Source organism: Mesorhizobium sp. B1-1-6, from assembly GCF_006443035.1.
In the GTDB taxonomy this organism is placed as follows: Bacteria; Pseudomonadota; Alphaproteobacteria; order Rhizobiales; family Rhizobiaceae; genus Mesorhizobium.
In genome coordinates this window covers 103,491-129,922 of record NZ_VFWR01000002.1, presented here as the reverse complement: position 1 = coordinate 129,922, position 26,432 = coordinate 103,491, and the positions used below count along the sequence as shown (strand labels likewise).

34 protein-coding genes, 1 other RNA gene and 1 pseudogene are annotated in these 26,432 nt (G+C 63.0%); 13 read left to right on the top strand and 23 right to left on the bottom strand.

What is annotated here, in order from left to right; genetic code table 11:
- Positions 1–17: 17 nt before the first annotated feature.
- The 3 genes from FJ979_RS04245 to FJ979_RS04235 all read right to left on the bottom strand — a co-directional run bounded on the left by FJ979_RS04245 (position 18) and on the right by FJ979_RS04235 (position 2,591).
- On the bottom strand, positions 18–1,208 hold the full coding sequence (locus FJ979_RS04245; protein WP_140566802.1) for a VWA domain-containing protein: 1,191 nt from the start codon (positions 1,206–1,208) through the stop codon (positions 18–20).
- A gap of 7 nt (positions 1,209–1,215) precedes the next feature.
- Complete coding sequence (locus FJ979_RS04240; protein ID WP_140580107.1) at positions 1,216–1,662, bottom strand: GNAT family N-acetyltransferase; 447 nt, start codon at positions 1,660–1,662, stop codon at positions 1,216–1,218.
- A gap of 65 nt (positions 1,663–1,727) precedes the next feature.
- Positions 1,728–2,591 carry a LysR family transcriptional regulator gene (locus FJ979_RS04235; protein WP_140580106.1) on the bottom strand — a complete coding sequence of 288 codons (864 nt, stop codon included), beginning with the start codon at positions 2,589–2,591 and terminating at the stop codon, positions 1,728–1,730.
- 143 nt (positions 2,592–2,734) lie between these two features.
- On the opposite strand from FJ979_RS04235, the gene FJ979_RS04230 reads away from it, so the two are divergent.
- Positions 2,735–4,300, top strand: a complete 1,566-nt coding sequence (locus FJ979_RS04230) for an MFS transporter (protein WP_140580105.1) — start codon at positions 2,735–2,737, stop codon at positions 4,298–4,300.
- A 43-nt stretch (positions 4,301–4,343) separates the two neighbouring features.
- Here FJ979_RS04230 and FJ979_RS04225 read toward each other — a convergent pair whose 3' ends face one another.
- Positions 4,344–5,183, bottom strand: a complete 840-nt coding sequence (locus tag FJ979_RS04225; protein WP_140493116.1) for a MoxR family ATPase — start codon at positions 5,181–5,183, stop codon at positions 4,344–4,346.
- 159 nt (positions 5,184–5,342) lie between these two features.
- Here FJ979_RS04225 and ssrS point away from each other — a divergent pair.
- From ssrS to FJ979_RS04195, 6 genes are all read left to right on the top strand, one after another.
- Positions 5,343–5,498: non-coding RNA, 6S RNA (gene ssrS, locus FJ979_RS04220), on the top strand.
- A 95-nt stretch (positions 5,499–5,593) separates the two neighbouring features.
- The gene (locus FJ979_RS04215; RefSeq protein WP_140580104.1) at positions 5,594–6,181 is read left to right on the top strand and encodes a 5-formyltetrahydrofolate cyclo-ligase; all 588 of its coding nucleotides are present in this window, start codon (positions 5,594–5,596) and stop codon (positions 6,179–6,181) included.
- Positions 6,182–6,243: 62 nt separating this feature from the next.
- On the top strand, positions 6,244–7,068 hold the full coding sequence (locus tag FJ979_RS04210) for a YmdB family metallophosphoesterase (protein WP_140493122.1): 825 nt from the start codon (positions 6,244–6,246) through the stop codon (positions 7,066–7,068).
- A 70-nt stretch (positions 7,069–7,138) separates the two neighbouring features.
- Positions 7,139–7,906: a TerC family protein gene (locus FJ979_RS04205; protein ID WP_140580103.1), complete on the top strand. Its 768-nt coding sequence runs from the start codon at positions 7,139–7,141 to the stop codon at positions 7,904–7,906.
- An 80-nt stretch (positions 7,907–7,986) separates the two neighbouring features.
- Entirely contained in the window at positions 7,987–8,319 is a 333-nt protein-coding gene (locus tag FJ979_RS04200) for a BrnT family toxin (RefSeq protein WP_140580102.1), read from the top strand.
- A complete protein-coding gene (locus FJ979_RS04195; protein ID WP_140580101.1) occupies positions 8,255–8,539 on the top strand; it encodes a BrnA antitoxin family protein in 285 nt (94 codons plus the stop codon). Before FJ979_RS04200 ends, FJ979_RS04195 begins: the two co-directional genes overlap by 65 nt.
- Positions 8,540–8,545: 6 nt before the next feature.
- Here the strand turns inward: FJ979_RS04195 and FJ979_RS04190 are convergent, their stop codons facing one another.
- The 4 genes and pseudogenes from FJ979_RS04190 to FJ979_RS04175 all read right to left on the bottom strand — a co-directional run bounded on the left by FJ979_RS04190 (position 8,546) and on the right by FJ979_RS04175 (position 10,120).
- Positions 8,546–9,013, bottom strand: coding sequence for an SRPBCC family protein (locus FJ979_RS04190; RefSeq protein ID WP_140580100.1), 468 nt, complete (start codon positions 9,011–9,013; stop codon positions 8,546–8,548).
- A 26-nt stretch (positions 9,014–9,039) separates the two neighbouring features.
- A pseudogene (locus FJ979_RS32880) lies at positions 9,040–9,219 on the bottom strand (hypothetical protein); the annotation flags it as partial.
- An 11-nt stretch (positions 9,220–9,230) separates the two neighbouring features.
- Positions 9,231–9,620, bottom strand: coding sequence for a VOC family protein (locus FJ979_RS04180; protein ID WP_224684745.1), 390 nt, complete (start codon positions 9,618–9,620; stop codon positions 9,231–9,233).
- A gap of 17 nt (positions 9,621–9,637) precedes the next feature.
- On the bottom strand, positions 9,638–10,120 hold the full coding sequence (locus FJ979_RS04175; RefSeq protein ID WP_140580099.1) for an SRPBCC domain-containing protein: 483 nt from the start codon (positions 10,118–10,120) through the stop codon (positions 9,638–9,640).
- A gap of 51 nt (positions 10,121–10,171) precedes the next feature.
- On the opposite strand from FJ979_RS04175, the gene FJ979_RS04170 reads away from it, so the two are divergent.
- From FJ979_RS04170 to FJ979_RS04160, 3 genes are all read left to right on the top strand, one after another.
- Positions 10,172–10,495, top strand: coding sequence for a helix-turn-helix domain-containing protein (locus FJ979_RS04170; protein WP_140580098.1), 324 nt, complete (start codon positions 10,172–10,174; stop codon positions 10,493–10,495).
- A gap of 210 nt (positions 10,496–10,705) precedes the next feature.
- Entirely contained in the window at positions 10,706–11,455 is a 750-nt protein-coding gene (locus tag FJ979_RS04165) for a YebC/PmpR family DNA-binding transcriptional regulator (protein ID WP_140525039.1), read from the top strand.
- Positions 11,456–11,467: 12 nt separating this feature from the next.
- Positions 11,468–11,764 (top strand): SelT/SelW/SelH family protein, encoded by a 297-nt coding sequence (locus FJ979_RS04160; protein ID WP_140493146.1) that lies wholly within the window; start codon positions 11,468–11,470, stop codon positions 11,762–11,764.
- Positions 11,765–11,785: 21 nt separating this feature from the next.
- On the opposite strand, the gene FJ979_RS32440 is transcribed toward FJ979_RS04160, so the two are convergent.
- Together FJ979_RS32440 and FJ979_RS04155 are read right to left on the bottom strand one after the other, a co-directional pair.
- A complete protein-coding gene (locus FJ979_RS32440) occupies positions 11,786–11,947 on the bottom strand; it encodes a hypothetical protein (protein ID WP_181165385.1) in 162 nt (53 codons plus the stop codon).
- Positions 11,948–12,010: 63 nt separating this feature from the next.
- Positions 12,011–12,490 carry a DUF1772 domain-containing protein gene (locus FJ979_RS04155; RefSeq protein ID WP_140580097.1) on the bottom strand — a complete coding sequence of 160 codons (480 nt, stop codon included), beginning with the start codon at positions 12,488–12,490 and terminating at the stop codon, positions 12,011–12,013.
- Between the two features lie 221 nt (positions 12,491–12,711).
- Here FJ979_RS04155 and FJ979_RS04150 point away from each other — a divergent pair, with 221 nt between their 5' ends.
- Entirely contained in the window at positions 12,712–13,347 is a 636-nt protein-coding gene (locus tag FJ979_RS04150) for a TetR/AcrR family transcriptional regulator (protein ID WP_140517544.1), read from the top strand.
- Positions 13,348–13,557: 210 nt separating this feature from the next.
- Here FJ979_RS04150 and rpmE read toward each other — a convergent pair whose 3' ends face one another.
- Positions 13,558–13,779 (bottom strand): 50S ribosomal protein L31, encoded by a 222-nt coding sequence (rpmE, locus tag FJ979_RS04145; protein WP_006327661.1) that lies wholly within the window; start codon positions 13,777–13,779, stop codon positions 13,558–13,560.
- Positions 13,780–13,987: 208 nt separating this feature from the next.
- Between rpmE and FJ979_RS04140 the strand changes: the two genes are divergently transcribed.
- Positions 13,988–15,787 carry an ABC transporter transmembrane domain-containing protein gene (locus FJ979_RS04140; RefSeq protein WP_140493152.1) on the top strand — a complete coding sequence of 600 codons (1,800 nt, stop codon included), beginning with the start codon at positions 13,988–13,990 and terminating at the stop codon, positions 15,785–15,787.
- 18 nt (positions 15,788–15,805) lie between these two features.
- Here FJ979_RS04140 and FJ979_RS04135 read toward each other — a convergent pair whose 3' ends face one another.
- Entirely contained in the window at positions 15,806–17,293 is a 1,488-nt protein-coding gene (locus FJ979_RS04135) for a carboxypeptidase M32 (protein WP_140580096.1), read from the bottom strand.
- Between the two features lie 143 nt (positions 17,294–17,436).
- Between FJ979_RS04135 and FJ979_RS04130 the strand changes: the two genes are divergently transcribed.
- Positions 17,437–17,790 (top strand): DUF1304 domain-containing protein, encoded by a 354-nt coding sequence (locus tag FJ979_RS04130; protein ID WP_140493158.1) that lies wholly within the window; start codon positions 17,437–17,439, stop codon positions 17,788–17,790.
- 77 nt (positions 17,791–17,867) lie between these two features.
- Here the strand turns inward: FJ979_RS04130 and FJ979_RS04125 are convergent, their stop codons facing one another.
- The 11 genes from FJ979_RS04125 to FJ979_RS04080 all read right to left on the bottom strand — a co-directional run bounded on the left by FJ979_RS04125 (position 17,868) and on the right by FJ979_RS04080 (position 26,341).
- Positions 17,868–18,293, bottom strand: coding sequence for a hypothetical protein (locus FJ979_RS04125; RefSeq protein ID WP_140493161.1), 426 nt, complete (start codon positions 18,291–18,293; stop codon positions 17,868–17,870).
- A gap of 250 nt (positions 18,294–18,543) precedes the next feature.
- Positions 18,544–19,575: a peptidoglycan -binding protein gene (locus FJ979_RS04120; protein WP_140493164.1), complete on the bottom strand. Its 1,032-nt coding sequence runs from the start codon at positions 19,573–19,575 to the stop codon at positions 18,544–18,546.
- A gap of 1 nt (position 19,576) precedes the next feature.
- Positions 19,577–20,602 carry a MotA/TolQ/ExbB proton channel family protein gene (locus FJ979_RS04115; RefSeq protein WP_140493167.1) on the bottom strand — a complete coding sequence of 342 codons (1,026 nt, stop codon included), beginning with the start codon at positions 20,600–20,602 and terminating at the stop codon, positions 19,577–19,579.
- Between the two features lie 105 nt (positions 20,603–20,707).
- Positions 20,708–21,394 (bottom strand): hemolysin III family protein, encoded by a 687-nt coding sequence (locus FJ979_RS04110; RefSeq protein WP_140566828.1) that lies wholly within the window; start codon positions 21,392–21,394, stop codon positions 20,708–20,710.
- A 124-nt stretch (positions 21,395–21,518) separates the two neighbouring features.
- Complete coding sequence (locus FJ979_RS04105; RefSeq protein ID WP_140493170.1) at positions 21,519–22,319, bottom strand: inositol monophosphatase family protein; 801 nt, start codon at positions 22,317–22,319, stop codon at positions 21,519–21,521.
- Between the two features lie 87 nt (positions 22,320–22,406).
- A complete protein-coding gene (efp, locus tag FJ979_RS04100) occupies positions 22,407–22,973 on the bottom strand; it encodes an elongation factor P (protein ID WP_140493174.1) in 567 nt (188 codons plus the stop codon).
- Between the two features lie 112 nt (positions 22,974–23,085).
- A complete protein-coding gene (locus FJ979_RS04095; protein WP_140493177.1) occupies positions 23,086–23,403 on the bottom strand; it encodes a UBP-type zinc finger domain-containing protein in 318 nt (105 codons plus the stop codon).
- Position 23,404: 1 nt separating this feature from the next.
- Entirely contained in the window at positions 23,405–23,578 is a 174-nt protein-coding gene (locus FJ979_RS32435) for a hypothetical protein (RefSeq protein WP_181165380.1), read from the bottom strand.
- A 36-nt stretch (positions 23,579–23,614) separates the two neighbouring features.
- Positions 23,615–24,655 carry a tetratricopeptide repeat protein gene (locus FJ979_RS04090; RefSeq protein ID WP_140517548.1) on the bottom strand — a complete coding sequence of 347 codons (1,041 nt, stop codon included), beginning with the start codon at positions 24,653–24,655 and terminating at the stop codon, positions 23,615–23,617.
- Between the two features lies 1 nt (position 24,656).
- Positions 24,657–25,304 (bottom strand): thiamine phosphate synthase, encoded by a 648-nt coding sequence (locus tag FJ979_RS04085; RefSeq protein ID WP_140566831.1) that lies wholly within the window; start codon positions 25,302–25,304, stop codon positions 24,657–24,659.
- A gap of 131 nt (positions 25,305–25,435) precedes the next feature.
- Positions 25,436–26,341, bottom strand: a complete 906-nt coding sequence (locus tag FJ979_RS04080) for a DMT family transporter (RefSeq protein WP_140580095.1) — start codon at positions 26,339–26,341, stop codon at positions 25,436–25,438.
- Between the last annotated feature and the right edge of the window lie 91 nt (positions 26,342–26,432).

Here is a 26,432-nt window from a genome sequence, read left to right as displayed (position 1 = left end):
CCCGTCATTGCGCCGGCTCAATGCTTGCGCGACAATTGCCTGGTGGCGCCTTCCAACCCGGCCAGCGTCAGCGGAAACATGCGGCCGCCGAACATGTCGCGGATCATAGCGATCGAATGGGTGAAACCCCAGTTCTTCTGGCTCTCGGGGTTCAGCCATACCGCGTTCGGCCACTGCCGCAGCAGACGGCCGAGCCAGACGGCGCCCGCCTCCGGATTCCAGTGCTCGACCGAGCCGCCGGGATGCGCGATCTCGTAGGGGCTCATCGAGGCATCGCCGACCACGATCACTTTGTAGTCAGGTCCATATTTGTGGAGGAGGTCGAAGGTCGGGATCGTCTCGGCATGACGGCGGCGATTGTCCTTCCACACGCCCTCGTAGAGGCAGTTGTGGAAATAAAAATATTCGAGCTGGCGGAATTCGGCGCGGGCGGCCGAGAACAATTCCTCGACGCTTCTGATGTGGTCGTCCATCGAGCCGCCGACATCGAAGAACATCAAAAGCTTCACCGCGTTGCGCCGCTCTGGCCGCGTCTTGACGTCGAGATAACCGTGCTCGGCGGTGGCGTGGATGGTGCCGGGCAGGTCGAACTCCTCCTCGGCGCCTTCACGCACCCAGCGGCGCAGCCGCTTGAGCGCGATCTTGATGTTGCGGGTGCCGAGCTCGACGGCGTCGTCGAAATTCCTGAACTCGCGCCTGTCCCAAACCTTCACGGCCCGGCGGTTGCGGCTCTCATGCTGGCCGATGCGCACGCCTTCGGGATTGTAGCCATAGGCGCCGAAAGGCGAGGTGCCGCCAGTGCCGATCCATTTCGAGCCGCCTTGGTGGCGGCCTTTCTGCTCCTCGAGCCGCTGCTTCAGCGTCTCCATCAGCTTCTCGAAACCACCGAGCGCCGCGACCAGCTTTTTCTCTTCCTCGGTCAGGTGCTTTTCGGCCAGCCGGCGCAGCCATTCCTCGGGGATATCAGCGACGTTGACGGCATTCGGACCGCTGAGCGCCTCCACACCCTTGAATACATGCGCGAACACCTGGTCGAAGCGGTCGATATGGCGTTCGTCCTTCACCAGCGCTGCGCGAGCGAGGTAGTAAAAACCTTCGACGTCGTAGTCGACCAGCCCGGCTTCCAACCCCTCCAGCAGCAACAGGTATTCCCTGAGTGAAACGGGAACGCGCGCTGCCTTCAGTTCGAGGAAGAAGGGGATGAACATTTTCTACCTATAGAAGATCATATTCGATGAAGCCGGTGCGGCGCGCGACATGGTCATAGAGCTTGCGCGCCGTGGTGTTGGTTTCGTGCGTCATCCAGTAGACATTCCTGACGCCGATCTTGCCGGCTTCCTGCTTCACGGCTTCGATCAGCGCAGCGCCAATCCCCTTGCCGCGCACTTCGGGGTCGGCGAACAGATCTTGCAAGTAGCAGTTGTTTTTCTCAGACCAGCAAGAGCGATGGTACAGGTAATGGGTGAGGCCGACAGCCTTGCCGTCGAGGACGGCGATAAAGCCCTTAGGTTCGAACTCGCCTTGCGTGAACAGGCGCTTCCAGGTGACCTCGTAGACCTCTTGCGGCAGCTTCGTCTCGTAGAAAGCAAGGTAAGCGGTCCAAAGCCTGCGCCAGTCGGCGTGGTCGGATTCTGCGAGCGGGCGGATAGTGATCTCGGCCATTTCGTTCCCTCTGAGGTCTGGAACTCAATCCATACCAACAGAATCGGGATCAGGAACACCCTTGCCTATCCCGCCGGCGAATTATACTCGCGAAAAGCGGTCGCGAGCATGTGCAGCGCCTCTCGTGCCCTTGGCGCCAAGCTGTGCGAATGCAAAACGATCTCGGAAGGGGGAATTGGCGGCAGGCCGAGTTTGCGGCCCACCTCGACCAGGCCGGGCGGCGCGACACGGTAGGCGAGCGCAGCGACGGCGAAGCCGGCCGACACCGCGATATTGACGGCTGCGCCGCCGCCGCCCACGAAAGCCTCGTTCCAGGCAATGCCTGCCTTATCCAGCGTCTCGACAGCTCTCACGCGGTCAGGGCAATTGCATACGGTGCTTAGCAGCGCCAGGCGCAATGGCGTTCCCGGCCGCCATTCGAAGGCCGGGGCGGCGAACCAGCCATATTGAGTGCGCGACAAGGCTTCGCCGCGGCGGCTGTCGTCTTCCTGATGGACAATCACCGCATCGAGCTCACCGCGATCGAAAGCCTCCTCCAGCATGGAGCTCGTATCGATCCTGATGTTGAGCGCGAGCGACGGATCATGGGCATGCAACTGGGCTATCAATATGGACAGCTCAGGCCCGGCGACGTGATCGACAAAGCCGAGAGCAAGCCGACACGGCGCGTCGGAAAATTCCGTAACGGCTCGTTCGTGGGCGGCAAGGAATTCACGCGCCGCCGGGAGAAAAGCCGCTCCCCTTGCCGAGAGGGCCACGCGGCGCGGCGTTCGTTCGATCAGACGCGCGCCGAGCTTCTCTTCCAGCCGACGCAGCTTAACGCTGATCGTCGCCTGGGTGCTGCCCAGCGCGGCAGCCGCACGCGTGAAGCTCTGCAGGTCGGCCACCATGACGAAGGTCCGCACGGCATCGACGTCAAGACTGGTCATCTCTAATCATTCCATTTTGTCATTTCTGAAATAGAAACGCATAGTCTTTTTTCATGATGGGGGGTCATTTAAGTCATGTCGACCGCTGTGTGAAGAGCGACGCTCGCAGCCACTTCCGAATGCTCCGACTGAAAGTGACCGACATGACGTTTCCAATCGACCGAAACACCGTTGCTCTTGCGGGGGTCTGCCTCGCCTCGCTGCTGTTCGGCCTCGAAATCTCCAGCGTCCCGGTGATCCTGCCGAAACTGGAAACCGTGCTTGGCGCTGATTTCAAGGATCTGCAATGGATCATGAATGCCTACACCATTGCCTGCACCACGGTGTTGATGGCGACGGGGACATTGGCCGACCGTCTCGGCCGCAAACGCGTGATGGTGGGCACCACCGTCGCCTTTGGCCTCGCCTCCCTGCTATGCGGTCTCGCAACGAGCGCTTCGCTCCTTATCATCGCGCGTTTTCTGCAAGGCCTGGCGGGCGGAGCGATGTTTACCTGCAGCGTGGCGGTGTTGTCTCACCAGTTTCAAGACGGCAGTGAACGCGGCAAAGCCTTCGTCGCCTGGAGCGTCGTCTCGGGCATCGGGCTTGGCTTCGGCCCCGCCATTGGCGGATTGATTGTGACGCTGTCGAGTTGGCAATGGGTGTTCCTCATCCATGTGCCGCTTGCCGTTCTTGCCCTGGCCTTCATCGGCGCCGGTGTCACCGAATCGCGCGATCGCAACGCCCAGAAGCTTGACCGGGCCGGCATACTGACACTGTCGTTCGCGGTGTTCGGCTTCTCCTATCTGATCACGCAAGGGGCAGATATGGCGGCTGGCGCGCGCATCGGCGTGGCAAGCGCGGCCGTGCTGGCCTTCGTCGCGTTCCTCGTAGCCGAGAAGATCAATCCCTATCCGATGTTCGATTTCTCGGTTTTCCGCATCCGCCAATTCTCGGGAGCGATCATGGGCGGCATCGGCATGAATTTCAGCTACTGGCCGTTCATCATCTATCTGCCGATCTATTTTTCGGGGGTTCTCGGTTACGACAGCACCACGACCGGCCTGTTGCTGCTCGTCTATACGCTCCCTTTCATGCTGATGCCGTCGATCGCCGAGCGCCTGCGCGCGCGCTATCAGGCGCGGGTGGCGATCCCGCTCGGCTTATTGACATTGGGGGTCGGTTTCATCGCCATGTGGATAGGGTCCGGGCTCGAGGGCGCCTGCTGGCTGACCATGCTGCCCGGCACGCTGATCGCCGGCATCGGCATCGGCCTGACCAATTCGCCGACCACCAACACCACGACCGGCTCGGTGTCGCCCAATCGTGCCGGCATGGCGTCCGGCATCGATATCAGTGCGCGGCTGATCACGCTTGCCATCAACATCGCGGTGCTGGGACTGCTGCTGACGCAAGGGATCGTTTCTTATCTGCGCAACGCCTTCGGCACGGCTATCGACCCGAACGAACTGCGCGCCCTGGCAGAGAAGATCGCAGCCGGCAATCTCGACGGCCTGGCGCAATACTCGCCCAAGCTTGCGACCCTCGACCCGACGGGCGCCATCGCGCGTGCCGCCCTGATCAACGGTTTTGGTTGGGTCATGCTCTATAGCGGGATCGGCGTTCTGGCTCTTGCCGTCATCAGCTTTGCTATCTTCGGCCCAAAATATGTCGCGCCGCAGCAGCGAAGCGGGCGTCCTGCGCAGGGTGCTGGCGAGGTGCGCTCGTAGCAATGCCTTGTGCGGCTCGGCCTCTGGGCGCCGATGCGCTCGTTCATCCTTGCCGCCTCGCCATGAAGGCCAGCCGCTCGAACAGATGCACGTCCTGCTCGTTCTTCAGCAGTGCGCCATGCAGCTTGGGCAGCGCGTTCTTCGGGTCGGCGCGCAGATCCTCGGGCGCGATGTCGTCGGCGACCAGCAGCCTTATCCAGTCGAGCGCCTCGGAGGTCGACGGCTTCTTCTTCAGCCCCGGCACGTCGCGGATTTCGTAGAACTGAGTGAGCGCCGCCCGCACCAGATTCTGCTTGATGCCGGGATAGTGCACATCGACTATCCTGTGCAGCGTCTCGACGTCGGGAAAGCGGATGTAGTGGAAGAAGCAGCGGCGTAGGAAGGCGTCCGGCAGCTCCTTCTCGTTGTTGGAGGTGATGATGACGATCGGCCTCACCGCGGCGCGGATCGTCTCGCCGGTCTCGTAGACGAAGAACTCCATCCGGTCGAGTTCCTGCAAGAGGTCGTTGGGAAATTCGATATCGGCCTTGTCGATCTCGTCGATTAGGAGGACGACTTTCTTGCCGGCGGCGAAGGCTTCCCACAATTTGCCGCGCTTGATGTAGTTCTTGATATCGTTGAACCTGGTATCGCCAAGCTGACTGTCGCGCAGCCGCGACACGGCATCGTACTCGTAGAGGCCTTGCTGCGCCCGCGTCGTCGATTTGACGTGCCATTCGATGAGTTCCAGCCCGAGTGCCGCCGCCACTTGCCTGGCAAGCTCCGTCTTGCCGGTGCCGGGCTCACCTTTGACCAGCAAGGGCCGTTCCAGCGCGATCGCCGCGTTGACCGCCACCATCAGATCCTTGTCGGCGACGTAGGCCGCAGTGCCTTCGAAACGCATTTTTGCTCCTTGGTTCAGTACGGACGACCGTAAGGAGACGGCTTGGCCCATGCAAGGGTGGGTTGGCGGCGGCGAAATGTGAAGCCGGCAGGGAAAGAGCGCCAACTCTCTGGCGCCAAGTCTCTGGCGCTTGGGAGGGCATCGGCCTATATTGGGGCTGACGGTCTGCGCTTCCCGGCAGGAGACACTTTTCCCCGGGGCCTTAACGATCCTTAGGGAGCTGTCCCTGGGAAGACCCGTGGGTTTTCTCACACGGCGCCCACCTACTTTGTAGGCACCCGGGATCGACTTCTCCACCGGTTGTGTGGATCGTCACTTATTCGCCACATCCACGTATTTCGTGGATCATGCGATGGAAAGCGTCGCTCCCAAAACGTCCATTCAGGTCTGGCTTTTTCTAGCGTCTGCGCATGACATCCTCAAAAGACCTGAAAAAACAGCTGCGCAAGGAAGCACTTGGCCGCCGCGACGCGCTCGATGAATTCTGGCGGGTGGAAGTCGCGCTCGACATGGCCGAAACCGCGCGCGACCAGCTTGCCATCGAGCCAGGCCAAATCGTGTCCGGCTTCTGGCCAATGCGCTCGGAAGTCGATGTCCGGCCGCTGATGTTCGCCTTGCGCGAAAAGGGCGCACGGCTCTGCCTTCCGGCGATCCTCGACAAGACGACCATGGTCTTTCGCGAATTGGTACGCGGCGCACCGATGATCGATATGGGATTTGGCACCGTCGGGCCGCATGAGGAGGCCGAAGTTCTTGACCCCTCCGTCATGCTGGTGCCGCTCGCCGGCTTCGACGCGCGCGGCCACCGCATCGGTTACGGCGCGGGCTATTATGACCGTGCGATCGCCAAGCTTGTCGACAAGGGGCATGCGCCCCGGCTGATCGGCATTGCTTTCGACTGCCAGGAAGTGACGATGGTTCCCAATGAGGACCACGACGTCATCATCCCGGAAATACTGACCGAGAGCGGGTTGCGCCGGTTCGCGCCAGAATTGTAGATAGTTCTTTGGGACGCATGATCTTTGCCGAAAGTCATGCCACTTTTCCGGATCAGGCGTAGATGAGACTTCTCTTCCTCGGCGACATGGTGGGCAAGACAGGCCGCACGGCGGTGTGGGAGCAATTGCCGGGCCTGATCTCGGATTTCAAGCTCGATTTCGTCATCGTCAACGGCGAAAACGCGGCCGGCGGCTTCGGCATCACCGAGGAGATTTTTCGCGAGACCATCGCGGCCGGCGCCGATGTCGTCACCACCGGCAACCATGTCTGGGACCAGCGCGATGCGCTCGCCTTCGCGCCGCGCGAAGAGCGCTTCCTGCGCCCGTCCAATTTTCCCAAGGGCACGCCCGGGCGCGGCTCGGGCGTCTACATCGCCAGGAGCGGCGCGCGCGTGCTGGTCGCCAACATCATGGGCCGGGTGTTCATGCATCCCGAGCTCGACGATCCCTTCCAGGCTGGCGAGCGCGAGCTTGCCGCCTGTCCGCTCGGCGAGCAGGCGGATGCCGTGGTCATCGACTTCCACGCCGAGGCGACCTCCGAAAAAATGTGCTTCGCGCATTTCGTCGACGGTCGCGCCAGCCTCGTGGTCGGCACTCACACCCACCAGCCGACCGCCGATCACCATATCCTCAATGGCGGCACCGGCTACATTTCCGACGCGGGCATGTGCGGCGATTATGATTCGTCGCTCGGCATGGACAAGGAGGAGCCGCTCAACCGGTTCCTGTCGAAAGTGCCGAAGGGGCGTTTCGAGGCGGCGACCGGACCCGCGACCTTGTGCGGCGTCGGCGTTGATATTTCCGACCGCACGGGGCTGACCGAGAAGATCGCGCCGTTTCGCCGCGGGCCGCGGCTCGAGGAAACGGCGCCGTCCTTCTGGACGTGACATTGATATAGGGGCTCTCAATACCTAACTGCCGGCGACACTGCTCTAGATCGTAGAGGGGACGACCTCCATGCAGCTTATCGAGTTCCTGGCGCCGCACTTCGCCTTCGTGTCCGATCCCACCGCCTGGGTCGCGCTGTTGACCCTGGTGGTGCTCGAGATCGTGCTCGGCATCGACAACCTGATCTTTATCTCGATCCTGACCAACAAGCTGCCGGAAGCACAGCGAGCCCGCGCCCGCCGGCTCGGCATCTCGGCGGCGCTCGTCATGCGGCTGGTGCTGCTCGCCACCATCTCGATCATCGTCCAACTGACGGCGCCGGTCTTCACCGCCCTTGGCCACGGCTTTTCCTGGCGCGACCTGATCCTGATCGCCGGTGGCCTGTTCCTGGTGTGGAAGGCGACCAAGGAGATCCATCACACGGTCGACCCCGACGACCACCAGGACACGATGCTGGGCGAGACCGTGCGGATGAGCCTTGCCGGCGCCATCTTCCAGATACTGCTTCTCGACCTTGTCTTCTCCATCGATTCCATCATTACCGCCGTCGGCATGACCGACGAGATCGCCATCATGTACATCGCCGTCATCGTGGCGGTTACGGTGATGATGCTGGCGGCTACGCCGTTGGCGAACTTCATAGCCAGGAACCCGAGCATCGTCATGCTGGCGCTGGGCTTCCTGTTGATGATCGGCATGACGCTGATCGCCGACGGCATGGGCTACCATGTGCCCAAGGGTTATATCTACGCGGCGATGGGTTTTTCGGCGCTCGTCGAAGGCCTCAACATGCTGGCGCGGAACCGCAAGAAGGCGAAGTCCGGCGGCGGGCATTGAGCCTGACGACATGGCCAATGCCGAGTTCAGGCTGACTCTTACGAAATTGTACGTACAATATCGTAATCGATGGTGCTGCTTTGCGATTCGAATGGGATGCTGAAAGAGCCAGGCGCAAACTTGCCAAGCTCGGCATCGGATTCGATCTCGCGCAGAAGGTGTTCGATGATCCGCTTTATCTCATCGTGCCCGACCGGTTTGAAGATGGTGAGCAGCGTTGGCACGCTATCGGGACGATCGATGCCGTAGTGGTCATGCTGGTTGTCCACACATATCCTGATCGCGAAGATGAGGAACGAGTTAGGATTGTTGGTGCCCGGAAAGCGACAGCGCATGAAAGGAGGCGCTATGAGCAAGAAGGACCTTGGTCAGGAGCAGCGCAATCAGCTCGCCAAGCTGGCTGGTTTGCCTGACAGCGAGATTGATACTTCCGATATTCCAGAAGTTCCGGCGGAGAATTGGATTCACGCTCGTCGTGGACATCTTTACAGACCACTCAAGCAGCCAGTGACAATCAGACTCGATGCCGACGTGCTATCGTGGTTCAAGGAACACGTCGGGGGTGGTTGCCAGACCGAAATCAATCGTGTGCTCCGCCATCACGTGATCGAGCAGGAAAAGCGTAGAACCTGAGCCGGTTCAACTCCCCGGCGCGCCCTTCGGGTGACGGTCGCCGATCAGGCCTAGTGTCAGGCCTTGTTCGAGCCAGGCCTTGGCGCCGGCCAGAACGAGCGTGAAGCCGCCGGTTGAATCGACCGCCTGTTTCACCTGTTCGTCGCCATTGCCGGCAAAGCCGAAATTGCGGACCTCCAGGAAGGTCGCGTCACCTGGCATTTCGGTGAAGGTCCAGATCACCGTGGTCGGCGGATCGCTCCATTGCATGACGATCCTTTCGTTGACGACGATCTCGCTGGCGACCACCGTCGTCGAGACGCCATACATGCGCCACTCCCATTGAACCGGCTTGCCGCCGTCCAACCTGCCGCTGGAATGGGTGAACCAGAATTTCGTGGTGATCTCCGGGTTGACGATGGCCTCGAAAACGTCGGAGACCGGCCGCCGGATCATCATGGCGGCTTCGGCCGTCGGTGTCTCGCGGATTTCCATACCGTTCTCCCCTGCCGAATACGCCTTCACCAGGCGTCGGGCTCCCGCACCATGTGAACGATGTTGGCGGGGCTGGTGATCCAGAAACCGCGGAAGCCTTCTCCCAGCGGCTCGATGGCGTCGCATCGCTCGACGCCGACCTTGGCGAGATGATCGGCGGCGCCCGGAAAATCCCCGGTGAACAGTCCCAGCCAGATCTCGGCTTGGCCCGGTCCTGCTATGGCAGATTGATCTGCCAGGAAACGCCGAACCTGTCGTTCAGCCAGGCGAAACGGCGGCTGAAACCGTAATTGCCGGTCGGCATCAGAAACGTGCCGTCTTTGGACAAGGTCTCGACGATGCGCTCCAGCTCTTCTTCGGTGGAACAGTCGACGAAGAGCGAGACCGACGGCGTGAAGGTGAAGGCGTGCTGTACCGGGCTGTTGAAGATCATGACCTCCGTGCCGCCGATGGATGCGCGAGCCAGCTTGACTGCCCCTTCGGGTCCGTCCTCGCCTGCACCGTAGCGCGTGAGGTCGAGGACGCGGCTATCCGGAATGGTCTCACAATAGAAGGCCATGGCTTGCTCCGCCTTGCCTTCGAACATCAGGAACGGGGTTACTTTCACGGCAGGCCTCCCTTCGCTCAAATGTTGGTCTCGTTGGCAGGCTCGCCCTTCATCTCGCTGCGGTAGTAGCCTTCGCGCAAATTGATGCCGCGTTCGACATAGGCCTTCATGCAGGCCAGCATCTGCGACCAGCCCTCGCAATTGAGATAGGACTTCTTCAGGCCGACCGCGTCCTCGTGCCAGCCGGCCTCGGCGATGGTGACGAAGGTGCCGCCGTCGTCGAGCGGCTCGAAATTCATCTCGATGCGGGTCTTGTAGGCCGGCTTTCCCTCTTCGTCGGTGGCATCCCAGCGCAGCACGATGCGGCTGTCCCTGACGATTTCGTCGACTTCGACCGGCACCTTGCCCCACCACACGACATTGGTGCCCGGCACCAAGGGCGCGCTGGCGCCGCCTATGGTGGTGAAATAGGAGCTGAGTTTCTTCGGATTGACGACCGCGTCGAAGACGTCGGCGACCGGTTTGCCGATGCGTCCTGAAACTCTGAATCCAAGAGACATATCCACAGCTCCTTCCTTGATCGATAGGAGCTTATGTTATAAAAAAATAACATGTCAAGCCGATCGCAAGACGACAATGTTTTCAAGGCGCTGGCGCATCCGCGCCGGCGCGAGATGCTGGATCTGCTGAAGGATGCGCCAAAGACGACCGGCATGCTGTGCGAGGCGTTTTCCGATGTCGACCGCTGCACCGTCATGCTGCATCTCAAAGTGCTGGAAGAGGCCGATCTCATCGTGGCGCGGCGCGAGGGGCGCGAGCGCTGGAACCATCTCAACGCGCTGCCGATCAAGCAGATTCACGACCGCTGGATCAGCCAGTACGCGGGCCATGCGCTCAGCATCATAGACCGGCTGAAATCCGATCTGGAGCGGTGAACAGCCGTCACGGCTTTGCCATGCGTGGCAAAGCGCGGCGCGGCTGGACGAATTGAGCCGATTTATCTATAAGCCGGCCATTCCGACAAAGAGCGCCATACGTCCATTCGGACGCAGCAGGGACGTTCTGACATTTTGAATTCGAGCATTGCGGAAGGCGTGGCATGCATCTCGCCGCGCGATGCTCTAGCCGAACACGACAGGGGTGCCATGGCTGGCCATTCACAGTTCAAGAACATCATGCACCGCAAGGGCCGTCAGGACGCGGTGCGGTCGAAAATGTTTTCCAAGCTGGCGCGCGAAATCACCGTCGCGGCCAAGAGCGGGACGCCCGATCCGTCGATGAATCCGCGCCTGCGCCTTGCCGTGCAGAACGCCAAGGCGGTGTCGATGCCGAAGGACAACATCCAGCGCGCCATCAACAAGGCGTCGATGGGCGACGCCGAAAATTACGAAGCCGTGCGTTACGAGGGTTATGGTCCCGGCGGCGTCGCCGTGATCGTCGAGGCGCTGACCGACAATCGCAACCGCTCGGCTTCGAATGTGCGCGCCGCCTTCACCAAGGCCGGTGGGGCGATGGGCGAAACCGGCTCGGTGTCGTTCATGTGGGATCGGGTCGGCGAGATCTATTATCCGGCATCGGCCGGCAGCGCCGACAAGGTCATGGACGCGGCGATCGAAGCCGGCGCTGATGACGTGGAGTCGGACGAGGAAGGCCACACCATCTATTGCGCCTTCGAAAACCTCGGCGAGGTGTCGAAGGCACTGGAAGCCTCTCTCGGCGAGGCGGAATCGGTGAAGCCGATCTGGAAACCGCAGAACAATATTCCGGTCGACGAGGAACGCGCCCAGTCGCTGATGAAGCTGGTCGCCACGCTCGAGGACGACGATGACGTTCAAAGCGTCTACGCCAATTTCGAGGTCGACGAGGAGACCATGGCCAAGCTCAGCGCTGCGTGAGCAAAGCCTGACATGATCGAAAAACCGCTGCCCACGATCCGCATCACCTATTGCACGCAGTGCCAGTGGTTGCTGCGTGCCGGCTGGATGGCGCAGGAACTGCTATCAACATTCGGCACCGATCTGGGCGAGGTGACGCTGGTGCCCGGCACTGGCGGCGTCTTCACCATATCGTGCAACGAGGTGCTGGTCTGGGACCGCAAGCGCGACGGCGGCTTTCCGGATGCGGCAAAACTCAAGCAACTGGTGCGCGACGTCATCGACCCGGACCGCGATCTCGGTCATTCCGACCGCAAGGCGAAGAGCTGAGACTTCCGCAGAAGCCGGACGTCATTTTCCTCGCCTCTGCCCGAAAATCGCGCCGATCCCCGCGCCGATTGCTATGCCCATGCCGATGCCGACGGCAGGGTCATCCATCGCTGCGCCACAGACAGCGCCGAGGCCGATCCCCGCGGCAATGCCCAAGGCCATGGTGGAATACGGGTCGTTCACGGCGCTTCTCCCGATAAACACGCCTCGGTCGCCGCGATGCCGAACGCGGCGGACCGAGACACGTCAACGCGCCGCGAACCAGAAGGATGCCAGCGCGGCGATGGCGGTGATCGCGCGCACGTGGTTCCACATCACCCAGTCCCTGAGATAGGTGGTCCATACAGCAGCGCCGTTGCTGCTGGCCGGATCGATGGCGGCCAGCGCGTCGTTGAGCGGCACGTTGAAAACCATCGTCACGATCGGGTTGCCGACGAGATAGATGACTGCGCCGGCCAGCAGCCAGAAGGAGCCTGGCTGCTGCCAGCCGATGATGGCGCCGGCTATCAAGACAAGGCAGATCAGGCCGGTGCCGAACAAGGCGGTCATGAACATCGGCGTGATGACGGTGATGTTGATCGAGTTCATGGCGGCGATGCCGCCCGCGGCAGGCAGGCGAGCCATTGCCGGCATGACGAAGTTGGAAAAGGCGAAGAACACGCCGCCGACAACGCCCGAGCCGATAGCGGCGATGAAGATGAGGGTGGGAAGTAGCTTCGCGATCATGTCAGTTGCTCCAGATGCCGGTTGCGGCGGTTTCAGCCGCAATGGGCAGAAAAGTTTTGCGGGATGGCCGGCCACCTGTTCGACGCCTTCAAATCAATTATCCCGTCTGCTTCTTTCAAAACATGAGAAATCCTCATATTTGCAAAACGTGATAAACCCTCGTATTTTGCGAGTCAAGTCATTTCTGGGTGGCATTGCCGCCCGGCGTCTGTTGAAGAGCCATGGAAAAAACCGCCACGTCCCCACCGGAACAGGTCGCCACGCCACGCCGCGCGCCGAGCCAGCAGCGCAGCCGTGAACGGGTCGAGCGCATGCTCGCCGCCGCCTCGGCGCTGATTGCGGAGCAAGGCAGCGATGCCATGCGCATGGGCGAGGTGGCGGAGCGGGCTGGGGTGTCGATCGGCTCGCTCTACCAGTTCTTCCCCGACAAGCGGGCGATCGTCTGGGCGCTGGCCGAGCGCTACACCGCCGAAAGCCAGGCCTGCATTTCAGCCACGCTCAAGGACGTCGGCGACGCCGAGGGCCTTCGGCGGGCGTTCTCGGAATTGGTGGACATTTATTACCACCTGTTCCTGGCGGAGCCGGTGATGCGCGATATCTGGTCGGGCACGCAGGCCGACAAAGCGCTGCGCGAACTGGAGCTCGCCGACAGCCGTGCGAACGCCGAATTTCTCACTGCGACGCTCAAACGCCTGCGGCCCGATGCCGATGCCGTCGCGCTGGAGACGACGGCGTTTCTCGTTTGGCAGATGGGCGAGGCCGCCATGCGGCTGGCGATCTCGGTCGAGCGGAAGGAGGGCGACAGGCTGGTCGCCGCCTACAAGCGCATGGCGCTCAGGGAATTGCTTGCGGAATAGGATGCTCTCACCCGCCCCCTCGTGGGGAGGGTCGCTGCGAAGCAGCGGGGTGGGGCAGCGCCGACCCCCACCCCGACCTTCGGTCCGACCTCCCACACGGGACCGACAAGGCGGAGGTGGGGGCAAGCGCCAGCGTGAAGGGACGTGCATTGGCCAACAAAAAACCCGCCACGGGGGCGGGTTCTCTGGTCTGCGAAAAGCTGATGAGGCCTAGAGGCCGAAACCTTCGAAGCGCTTCTTGAACTTCGACAGGCGGCCGCCGCGGTCGAGCAGGGTCTGCTGGCCGCCGGTCCAGGCCGGGTGCGTGGTCGGGTCGATGTCGAGGTTCATCGTATCGCCTTCCTTGCCCCAGGTCGAACGGGTCATGTACTCGGTGCCGTCGGTCATGACGACCTTGATGGTGTGGTAGTCGGGATGGATATCGGTCTTCATGGCTCGGTTCCTGGTTTGCCGGGCGCGGCTGACGGGCTGAAAGCCTGCGTCGATGCGCCCCTTTTTAAAACTCGAAGCCGCAGCTATTGAGGAGCCACGGCTTCTAAAACGGTCGGCGAGCCTATACATCAGCCGGAATTGAATCACAAGGCCGCGGCAAGCGCATATTGAGGCGCATAGCTGAAGGCGGCCAAGAGGAAAGACCAGGATGGCGCAAACCAGCAGCGCAGACGAGCGCCGGCGCTCGCTCAAGCCGCTCAGGCGCCTGTTTCCCTACATCGGCCGCTACCGCACATTGGTGGCGGGCGCCGTCATCTCGCTGATCGTCGCGGCGGTGACGACGCTGGCGCTGCCGCTGGCGGTACGGCGCATGATCGATCATGGTTTCACGCCGTCCGGTTCCTCCTTCATCGCCGAATATTTCGCCGCGCTGGTGGCGATGGCCGCGCTGCTGGCGGCGGCATCGGCGGGCCGCTACTATTTCGTCATCACGCTCGGCGAGCGCGTCGTCGCCGATATCAGGCGCGATGTCTTTGCCCATGTGACGAAACTGTCGCCGGCCTTCTTCGACACTGCCCAGTCGGGCGAGATCGTGTCGCGGCTCGCCGCCGATACCACGCAGGTCAAATCGGCGGTCGGGGCGACCGCTTCGGTGGCGCTGCGCAATGTCATCCTTGGCCTCGGCGCGGTCGCGATGATGGTTTTCACCAGCCCGAAACTGTCCGGGCTGGTCATCGCAGCCATTCCAATCATCGTGCTGCCGCTGGTCGCCTTCGGCCGCTCGGTGCGGCGCAAGTCAAGGCAGGCGCAGGACACGCTGGCCGATGCCACCGCCTATGCCAGCGAGCAGATCGGCGCGGTGCGCACATTGCAGGCCTTCACCAATGAGACGCTGGTCACCGGGCGTTTTTCGGGTGCCGTCGAGGCCGCCTTCGAGGCCGCGCGCGCCTCGATCTTCGCGCGCTCGTTCCTCACCTTCTTCGCCATCTTCACGATTTTCTCCTCGGTCGTGGCGGTGCTGTGGTTCGGCTCGCGCGACGTGCTCGACGGCAATCTGTCGCCGGGCACGCTAGGCCAGTTCCTGCTCTATTCGGTATTCGCCGCCGGTGCGCTCGGCGCGCTATCGGAGGTCTGGGGCGAATTGGCCCAGGCAGCAGGTGCCGCCGAACGGCTGACCGAAATCCTCGCCGAGGAGCCGGCGATCGTGGCGCCTGCCAATCCCAGGCCGCTGCCGGTGGCGAGCAAGGGAGCGATCAGCTTCGAGGCCGTGTCCTTTTCCTACCCGGCCCGGCCCGACCGCGCCGCCGTCCACGGCCTGAGCTTCTCGGTCAAGCCTGGCGAGACGGTGGCGATCGTCGGTCCCTCGGGAGCGGGCAAGAGCACGGTGTTCTCGCTGATCCTGCGCTTCTACGATCCGGAGACCGGCAGGATCCTGATCGACGGCGTCGACATCCGCGAAGCCGACCCCCTTTCGATACGGCAGCGCATCGCCATCGTGCCGCAGGACGTCACCATCTTCGCGGCCAGCGCGCGCGACAATATCGGCTTCGGCCGGCCGGGCGCCAGCGAGTCAGAGATCGAAGCGGCGGCAAAGGACGCGCTGGCCGACGAATTCATCCTCAAGCTCGAGAAGGGCTATGACAGCCAGGTCGGCGAGCGCGGCGTGACGCTGTCGGGCGGGCAACGCCAGCGGGTGGCGATCGCCCGCGCCATCCTGCGCGACGCGCCGATTCTGTTGCTCGACGAGGCGACCTCGGCACTCGACGCCGAAAGCGAGACGCTGGTGCAAATGGCGCTGGAGCGGCTGATGCGGGGCCGCACCACGATCGTCATCGCGCACCGCCTGGCGACGGTGCTGAAGGCCGACCGCATCCTGGTGATGGATGGCGGCCGCATCGTCGAGGAAGGCACGCATCAGAGCCTGGTGACCAAGGGCGGCATCTATGCCCGGCTGGCCAAGCTGCAGTTCGAGACCGGCGCCAGCGCCTTCAGGGGCGCGGCTGAGTAGCGGCGACCCTGGGCGTGCTCACGCGGCTCCATACCGTTTGCGCAGGTGGTCGGTGAAATAGACGGCATTGAGCTTTTCACCGGTGGCGCGTTCGAGCAGGTCGGGCGTCGACCAGCGCGATCCGTGCGACCATATGTTCTTGCGGCGCCAATCGTTGATGGCACCGAAATTCCCCATGGCAAGATCGTCATCGGCCGACGGATGCTCCCGCGTCAGCGCCGCCCATTGCTGCGCCGCCATTATCGCGCCCAGCGTGTAGGAGGGAAAGTAGCCAAAGGCGGCAGCAGGCCAATGCACGTCCTGCATCGGCCCGTCCGCGGGGTTGTCGATGGTTGAGAGGCCGAGATAGTCGCGCATCCTGGCGTCCCAGGCCTCGGGCAGTTCGGCCACCTCGAGCCTGCCGGAGACGAGCTCCTGCTCCAGTTCATAGCGCAGGATGACATGCAGCGGATACGTCACCTCGTCGGCATCGACACGGATCAGGCCGCGCTCGACATGGTGGACATGCGGCAGGATGTCGTCGAGCGACCAGATTTCGCCGAGATGCTTTTCCACGACCGGCAATGCCCAACGCCAGAAGGCGGGATTGCGCCCGATCTGCTTTTCAACGAACAGACTCTGGCTTTCATGCACGGCCATGCCGCGCGCCTTGCCGAGCGGCCAGTGCGACCAGGCCTTCGGCAGGTTCTGCTCGTAGAGTGCATGACCGGTCTCGTGCAGCACGCCCATCAGCGCCGACAGGAAATCGGACGTCTTGTAGCGGGTGGTGATGCGCACGTCGCTCGGCACACCGCCACAGAACGGATGGTGCGACACCGACAGCGAGCCGTGCGTCAGGTCGAAGCCGACCGCCGCCATCATGGCGAGGCCGAGTTCGCGCTGCCTGTCGACCGCATAGGTTCCCGAAAGCGGCTTGAGAGGGCGCTTGCGCAGCCGCGCTTCCTGCACCGCCAATGCTTCCGGCACGAAACCCCTGAGAAATGTCTTCAGCTGGGTGAAGACAGGCGTGATATCCGCGGCGCGGTTGCCGGGGTCGTATTGCTCCATCAGCGCGTCGTAGGGGGCGAGGCCGAGGATGTCGGCGCGCAGGGCCGCCTCTTCGCGCACCAGCGCCACCACGCCTTCAAGCGCCGGCAGGAAGCCCGCCCAGTCGTTCTTGGCCCGCAGGTCGCGCCACAGCTGCTCGCAGCGCATGCGGGCGGTCGTCTGGCGTTCGACGAATTCGACCGGCAGGCAGGTCAGGTTGGTGTATTGCCGCCCCAGTTCGGCCAGCGCCGCCCGCTGTTCATCGTCAAGCGCCTCGCCTTCGGCGGCGGCGATCCAGTCCGCTATTTCCGGCGCGGTCGCCCTGGTGTGGTACATGCCGGCAAGTGCCGCCATGGCCTCGGCGCGCTTCTCGCCGCCACCGACGGCCATGTGGGTCGCTTCATCGGCGCCGAGGATGGCCAGCGCGTGCTCCAGGGCTTCGAGCTTGTGGCCGAGGTCATCGAGTTTTTGAAAGGACATGGCGGCTTCCGTGATTGAGGAAGGGGCGAAAAGATACCAACGCCGGAGCGTTTGCAACCCTCACGCGCCATCCGGCAGATGCACCTTGCGCTGGCGAGCCGACGCGTGAAATGCTGCCCGACGACACATCACGAGGGAATACGATGATCGGCAACATCCTGGTCGGGCTGGTGGCCTTGATCCATGTCTATATCGTCTATCTGGAGATGGTGCTCTGGGACACGCCGCGCGGGCACAAGGCATTCCGGCTGACGCCGGAATTCGCCAGCGCCTCGAAGGTGCTTGCCGCCAATCAGGGTCTCTATAACGGCTTTCTCGCCGCCGGCCTGATCTGGGCCCTCTACCTCGGCACGGCCGGTTTCCAGGTCAAGGTTTTCTTCCTGCTCTGCGTGGCCGTTGCCGGGCTCTACGGGGCGGCAACGGTCGGTCGCAAGATCCTGTTCGTGCAGGCCGCGCCGGCAGCGGCTGCCTTGGTAGCGGTCTGGCTCGGCTGGTGAGGAAAAGAGGCGCCTGCGGGATTGGGTCCCGTAGACGCCAGGTGGTCCCTTCCTTTTGGGCCGCGATCAGAATGGCCTCAGCCGTTCGGATAGTTCCCGCCGTCGGCGCCGTCGCCCATCAGGAAACCGCTACCGATGTCGACCCTCAGCCGCTGGTCGACATTGTCGAGACGGCGCAGCAGGTCATGATATTGTGCGGCCGGTATCCTGCCGTGATCCGACGAGGCTATCTTCTCCGCCGCCTGACCTATGCGAGCGGTGCGCATCTCCAGGCGCTCCGCCGCGGCCGGGGTGATGTTGTTGGCCTGTCTGGCGGTGATTATGCCCTGATGCACGCCTTGAACCTGTTCAATGAGAGCCTCGACACGCGGGCCGGTCATGTCGGTTGGGTCGGTCGCGTCGAGCGCGCCCTTGTGGTGACCCGCGGCGTAGGCGCCGGCAAGCGGGGCGGCGACAAGAATCGCGGCAAGGGTTGCAGTCTTGAGAGATGCTGAAGAGCGCATGACGGCGCCTCCTTTTGCTGCGGAAAAGAACGGCTCTGCCGTTCCGCTTCCGGACGATGCGGGCCGTCCAGTTCCGTCGCGTCGCGATGGGAGGCATCGCCGGCGGTTCTCGGCCCTGCGCAGCACGCTAGGAGCGCTTTGCGGCGAAGTGTAATTAAAAAAAGATAATCTTTTCAGGCCTTGCCGGTGCACAACTGCGCCCTATAGTTGAGCCGGCGAACAAATTCGCGTGAGATCGCGTGATGATGGATCACCGTTCGGTGAGCTTCAGTTCGATCCGGCGGTTCTTGTTGCGCGCCTCTTCAGTGTCGGCGGGATCGAGCGGCTGGAACTCGCCGAAGCCGGCGGCGACCAGTCGGTTGGCCGGCACGCCGTTCTCGATCAGGAACTTCACCACGGAAGTGGAGCGCGCCGTCGACAGCTCCCAATTGTCGCGATACCGACCGGTGCCGGACAGCGGCTTGTTGTCGGTATGGCCGTCGACGCGCAGCACCCAGTTGATCTCCGGGGGAATCTCCTTCTGCAACTCGATGATGGCGTCGGCAAGTTTCTTCATCTCGACCTTGCCGGCATCGTTGATCACCTCCGAGCCGGTCGGAAACAACACTTCCGACTGGAAGACGAAGCGGTCGCCGACTATGCGGATGTTCTCGCGGTCGGCGAGGATTTCGCGCAGGCGGCCGAAGAAGTCGGAGCGGTAGCGGTTGAGTTCCTGCACGCGCTGCGCCAGCGCCACGTTGAGGCGGCGGCCAAGGTCGGCGATCTTGGTGTTGGAATCCCGGTCGCGGGCCTCGGAGACGTTGAGCGCGTCCTCGAGCGCGCCGATCTGCTTGCGCAAGGCCGCGATCTGCTGATTGAGGATCTCGACCTGGCTCAGCGCCTGCTGGCTGATCTGGCGCTGGCTGTCGAGCTCGCCCGTCAGCGCCGCCGCGCGCTGGTTGGCCGCATCACCGGCGCCCGCACCTTGCGCCAGCAGCTGCTGGAGCCGGCTCTTCTCCGCTTCGGCCGCCGACAGCGATGCCTGCAGATTGGCGAGCGAATCCTCCTTGTCCTGTGTCGTGGAACGCTCCAGCGCCAGAAGCTGCGTCAGTTCGTTGATCTGCGAATTGAGACGCGACAGCACGGCGTCCTTGCCGGAGATTTCGCGGCCGAGCAGGAACTGCGCCAGCACGAAGACGGTGAGCAGGAACATGATGGCCAGAAGCAGCGTCGACAACGCGTCGACGAAGCCCGGCCAATAGTCGATGCGGCGGTCGGCGCGCCGGCTCCTGGCGAGCGCCATGCTAGTGCACCCCGGTCTTCTTCAGGGCGTCGGCGATCTTTTCCAGCGTGTTGCGCATCGCCTTTTGTTCATCCGACTGTGCTTCGACCCAGTCGCGCATGATCTGCTGCTCGGAGCGCATGTTCTTGACCAGGCCGGAAATGCCGTCGGCGAGATTGGCCATGGCGGTGGCGACGCGCGGATTGGAGCCGCCGCCATTCTCCTGCATGCTGCGCAGCCGCTCCGACAGCAGGCGGATTTCATCGGAAGGCTCGGTCCGGACCGCGTCGGAGACGACGATGTCGGACGACAGGTCGGTGACCGAGGACAGCCAGTTCTCCAGTTCGGTGTAGAAGCGCGTCTGCGCGCGGCCGGCCTGCAGGTCGAGGAAACCGAGAACGAGCGAGCCGGAAAGGCCGAACAGCGAGGACGAGAAGGCCGTGCCCATGCCGGCGAGCGGCGCCGACAGCCCTTGCTTCAGCGAATCCAGCACAGCGGCGGCATCGCCCGTGCCGGGATCGAGCGACTCGATGGTCTCGCGGATGGAGCCGATCGTGTTCAGCAGGCCCCAGAAGGTGCCGAGCAGGCCAAGGAACACCAGGAGGCCGACGAGGTAGCGCGAGGTGTCGCGGCTTTCATCGAGCCGCGTGGCGATGGAGTCGAGCATGGTGCGCATCGAGCTGGTCGAAAACGCCATGCTCGACGAGCGGCCGATCATCGCCTTCATCGGCGCCAGCAGCACCGGTTCGGTGATCTCGGAACCGGCGCGGAAGGAGTTGACCCAGCGCACTTCGCGAAACAGCCGCCCGACCTGGACGAAGGCCAAAAGGATGCCGACGGCAAGCACGCCGATGATCAGGCCGTTGAGCCCCGGATTGGTGACGAAGGCGGTCGAGATCTGCCGTGTCAGGATCGCTGCGATGAAGGCGACGATGGCCAGGAAGATGACCATGGTCAGGAGAAAGACCTGCGGGCTCGACAATTTGTGTGGGTCGTAGATCAGCACGTCGGAGCGCCTGCCCATGCCGAAGGATCTGAGAAAAGCCATCCGTGCCCCGTTTCCGATGCCGCTGCCGCCGATCACGTCGTCGGCGACTCTAAACGGAATTGTGACCAAATTGAATGGTGCTTGGCAATATTGCCGCCAGCAGTTTCAGAGACGGTTGATGACCAGGCAATCGACCATCGCCGCCAGATGCAGGCCTGCGCCGGTGACCACGAAACCATGCCACAGCGCGTTGTGGAAGCGCAGCGCCTTCCAGGCGAAGAAGATCACGCCGCAGGAATAGACGACGCCGCCGGCGACGATGAGCACGATCGCCGTCGTCGGCAAGGTAGCGACGAGCGGTTCGACCAGGACGATGCCGCTCCAGCCGATGGCGAGATAGAAGACGATCGCCAGCCGGTCGAAGCGGCCGGGGAAAAACACCTTTATGGCGATGCCGATAATGGCCGCGGTCCAGACCAGGACGATCATCCAGCCGGCCAGCGCCGAGCCGTCGAGCTGCGCGAGAAAGGGCGTGTAGGTGGCGGCGATGAGCAGATAGATCGCAGCGTGGTCGAAACGCCGCAAAATCCATTTCACCGGCGAAGTCACCGGCCATAGATTGTAGGTCAGCGACACCGAGAGCACGGTGAGCAGCGACACGACATAGAAGGCGGCGGCGATGTATTCGCCCGGTCCGACCCGAAAGGCGGCCAGCGCCAGCAGCGCCGAACCGGCCGCGATCGCCAGCACGATGCCGACGGCATGGACGATGCCGTCGGCGATCATCTCGGCACGCGAATAGTGCCATCGTCCGACAAAGGGGATCTCGATCTGCGGCGGCGTCTTGATCATCATCGTCCTGCGTCAACCCTATCTGGGCAAGCGCCGGACAGTATTTCAAGCTTTGTTTGCCGTTTTGCGACTGCGGCGCTTCAGCGCGGCGGGGATTTGATATTACTCCGCGCTTATTCCTGCTTCAGCGGGCAGCGAGCGGCTTTTTCACGGCCTTCAGGAGGGCGCGCTGGATGATCTCGTTGCCGGCGACGACCGAACCGTTGTCGAGCATGTCCTGGCCGCCGTCCATGTCGGAGGCGAACCCTCCTGCTTCACGGATCAGCAACAGGCCGGCTGCGATGTCCCAGGGCGACAGGCCGACTTCCCAGAATCCGTCCATGCGGCCGGCGGCGACGTAAGCGAGATCGAGCGAGGCCGAACCCAGGCGCCGGACGCCGGAAACCTCGGCCATGACATTGCGTAATTCGATCAGGAAATTGCCATGCTGGCCACGCCCCAGATGCGGCACCCCGCAGCCGATGACGGTGTCGATGAGCTTGGTGCGGCCGGCGACACGCAGGCGGCGGTCGTTCATGAAGGCGCCGCCGCCGCGCTCGGTCGTATAGAGCTCGTCCATGGCCGGATTGTAGATCACGCCGGCCACGATCTGGCCCTGGCGCTCGAGCGCGATCGAGACAGCGAAAAGCGGAATGCCGTGCAGGAAATTGGTGGTGCCGTCGAGCGGATCGACGATCCAGCGGTGCTGGCTGTCATCGCCGGCGATCGTGCCGCGCTCTTCCATCAGGAAGCCGTAACCGGGCCGCGCCTTCGACAGTTCGGCAAAGACAATATCCTCGGCCTTGCGGTCGGCCTGGCTGACATAGTCGCCCGGTCCCTTCATCGAGACCTGCAGGTTCTGGACCTCGCCGAAATCGCGCGACAGCGAGCGGCCGGCCTTCATTGCGGCCTGGACCATGACGTTGAGAAGGGCTGAGCGTGCCATCGTAACTCTTCCTGCTGCCCGCGCTTTAACCTTTGTCCTGATGCATGTCGGTGACCCGAAACCTGGGCCACCTCTGGGCGACATGCATCAGTCGGCGCGGCGCATATAAGTGATTTCATTGGTGTCGACGACGATGCGTTCCCCCGCGCCGATGAAGGGCGGCACCAGCACGCGAATGCCGTTTTCCAGCACCGCCGGCTTGTAGGAAGAGGCCGCCGTCTGGCCCCTTACCACTGGGTCCGCTTCGGTGATGGTCAGCGTTACCTGGTCGGGGAGCGAAATGCCGATAGGCCTTTCCTCGTAGAGCTGGACCGTCACCATCATGCCGTCCTGCAGGAAAGCGGCGCGGTCGCCGACGAAATCCTTCGCCAGCTCGAGCTGCTCGTAGCTCTCGGTGTCCATGAACACCAGGGCATCGCCCTGCTCGTAGAGGAAGGAAAAATCCTTGAGATCGAGCCGGATCTGCTCGACCGTCTCTGCCGAACGGAAGCGCTCGTTCAGCTTTGTGCCGTTGATGAGGTTCTTCAATTCGACCTGGTTATAGGCGCCGCCCTTGCCCGGCTTGACCGTGTTGGTCTTGACGGCCACCCACAGGCCGCCATCGTGCTCGATGACGTAGCCGGGACGGATTTCGTTGCCGTTGATCTTGGCCATGATGATGTGATCCGGGAATGAGATGTTCGCAAGACAGCGATTTCGGGCCTCCAAGACCACAAATCGCCGGAAGAGGCAAGCTGGCGCTGATCGGGCGTCCCGTGGTCGCGGCTCAATCGAAGCGCATAATGGTGCCGCGTTGCGGTGTCTTGTCCTGCGAGAAATCGAGCATGACCTCGTCGACATAGCACCAGCCCCAGGTCTCGGGCGGGTCGTAGGCCTCGATGACCGGATGGCCGGTCGCCCGGTAGTGGCCGGTGGCGTGACGGTTCGGAGAACTGTCGCAGCAGCCGACATGGCCACAGGTGCGGCACAGCCGCAGATGCACCCACCAGGAACCCGTTTTCAGGCACTCCTCGCAACCTTCGGCGCTTGGCGTTACCTCGAGGATGAAGCTGCCATGCGTGCATCGTTTGTCGGGCGAAGCCATTTCATTGCCTCCTTGGAGAAGCGATGCCGCGATATAAACCCTCAACCGCTCTCATCGAAACCGCGGCGACCGCTTCGGTAATGATATCGAAGACTTTTGCCAGCCGACGGATCTGTGACGACCGCATGATAGCCATCTGCATGGAAAGATCGAGGTCACTTGCCTCGACGAGCATCGCGCGATGACTTCCGCTGGATTTCCGCTGATCGCGTCAGGGCAGGCGGTTTGCCTTCTGCAGTGCTTGCTTGGTCTGGTCGTCGCTCAATCCTTGCAGGAAATCGTCCATCTCGGGGTCGATGAGGCCGGCGCGGCGGGCGACGATGTACCAGGCGCCGGCAAGCACGAGGTCCGGCTCGGTGCCGATGCCTTGCATATAGAGTTTCGCCAGGCGGTTCTGGGCGGCGACATTGCCGCCTTCGGCGGCCTGCTTCATCCAGCCGAAGGCGGATTTCAAATCACGCCCGCCGCCGCGGCCCTCGATCATCCAGGTGGCGAGGTCGAGTTGCGCGGTGTCATAGTTTTGCCGCGCGGCCTGAGCCAGCAGGCGCCGGGCCTGGGCGTCGTCGCGCGATTTGCCGCCGACGCCGTTGGCATAGATCTGTGACATCGCATACTGGGCGTCGGCGAGGCCGGTCGCCGCGGCGCGCTCGTAATAGGTCACGGCCTTGGCGATGCCGGCGTCGCCGGGGTCCTGCTGGACCAGCATCTGCGCGAAATTGAATTGTGCCAGCCGGTTGCCCGCTTCGGCGGCGGCCTGCATCAGCGCATAGGCTTCCTTTTCGTCCTTTTTGACGTAGCGGCCGTCGAGCAGCATCAGCGCATATTGGAACTGCGATTCCGGCACCCCTTGCTCGGCGGCGGCTGCGTACCATTTCGCCGCTTCGGCCGCATTGAGGGGCACGCCCAGTCCGCGCGACAGGATCTCGGCCACCAGCGTCTGCGCCGCCGGGTCGCCGTTTTGCGCCCGCACCAGCGCGAGGTTGTAGGCGGTCTTGTAGAGTCCGCGCTGGAAAGCCCCGTAGGCCGCATCCGCCGGCTTGGCGCCGAAGCGGTCGGGATTGATCGCGTCGGCCGAAGGCAATGGCGCTGGCTCGGCGGTGGTGGCGGGCTGCGGCAACTGCTTTTCGATCGGCTTGTCGGTATGCACGCCGGCATCCGGCTTAGGGTGCGGCGAAGGAATCGTTTCGGCGGCAGCGGCCTGGATCATGACCGCAGCAAGCAGGGCCTGAAGGGGAAGCCTTGCCGAAGACACGTCAGTCCTCGAAACGCGGTGCGGTTTCGTCGAGCAGCGCATTGGCCCGCGCGATCGCCGCCTTGGGATCGACGCCGTCGGCGAACACCGCACTCGACAGGGCGACGAACTCGGCGCCCGTATCTGCGACGGTTTCGATCGAAGCGAGCTCCGATCCGGCCATGACAATGCAGGGGATCTGAATCATCTGCGCCCACCATTGTCCCAGCGCCAGGTTGCGCGGATGCGGATCGGGCTTGTTGTCGTAGCCGAAGCGGCCGAAGAAAATATAGTCGGGCCTGACTTCGCCGAGTTCGAGCGCGTCATCACGTGTCTTGGCGCCGCCGGCGCCGACCATCATTTTTGCCTGGAAATGCTCGACCGTCTCGGCGAGCTCGGCCTTGGAGACCTCGACATGAATGCCGTCGGCCTGGACACGCCCGGCGATGCGCGTATCGCCGGCAATGACGACCGCGATGCCGGCCGCCTGTGCCGCCGGTACGATTTCGGCGGCGAAGGCCTGGAAGGAAGCTTCGTCCATGTCGTTCTGCGGCAGGATGAGCGAGGCGACGTCGCCGCCCTCGAAGGCCGAGACGATACGGGCGGCCGGCACGCCAGATGGCGCGATCAGCACGATGCGGCAGCGATTGGGGGGCGTTGCGTCGTTCATGGTCTTCGATCCCGGGTTTCGCCTATGCCGGGCGAAGATGGTTGGATTGCGGCATAGAGCAAAGTGCCCGCTTTGAACAGGCGGGCAGGCGGGATCGCTATTTTTGACCGCCGAAGCGCCGGCGATTGGCGTTACTCGATCGGTTGCGCACCTGCCGCGGCAGGCCTTGGCTTCCACAATGTCCAGCCGAGATTCATGCCGGCGGCCGCGATCAGGATGGCGGCGGCGCCGACGAGTTGGCTGAGATGCAGGCGATGGCCGAATGCCGTGACGTCGACCAGGATCGCAACGATCGGGTAGATGAAGGACAGCGACCCCTGCAGGTGCGTCGGCAGCTTCTGGATGGCGCCGTACATCAGGATGTACATCAGACCGGTGTGGACGATGCCGAGCGTCGCCAGCATGGCCCAGCTCCTTGCGTCGGTCGGAAGATGCGAGAGATTGGCGAAGGGCGCCAGCATCAACACGCCGACGCAGACCTGGACGAGCGCGATGAGATGCGGCGGCGTGCCCTTGAGCTTCTTGGTGACGATGGCGGCGACGGCCCAGAAGAAGGCAGCGGCCAGCGCCATGACGATGCCGGCGAAATAGTTGGTGCCGATATCGCCGGCGTCAGGGGCGGCCTCGACGATCAGCACCATGCCGGCGAAGGCGATTGCCAGCCAAGTCGATTTCGTCAGGGTCAGCCGCTCGCCGAAGAAGAGCGCGCCGAAGCCGACCAGCATGAAAGGCTGGGTATTGTAGACAGCGGTGGCGATCGAGATCGACGCGCGCGAGAATGCACTAAACAGCAGCAGCCAGTTGACGACGATAGCGGCGCCACCGAGGGCCGCGATGGCGAAAACGCGAAGCGACAGCCTGTTGCGCAACAGGCCGAGGCCGGCGCAGATGAAGAGCAGCGTCACCGCGCCGAAAGCGCAGCGCCAGAACACCACATCCATGATAGGCTGGCCGGACAGGACGACGAACCATCCGATCGTTCCCAGAATCGCCATTGCGGCGGACATTTCGATCGTCCCACGTGCTGTATCGCTCACGACAAATCTCCAGATCGTTGCTTGTGCATAATCTCATGCTGATCCTGGGCTTTCCACCCAATGAGAAAGGTGACATGGTTGTTTCACCTAT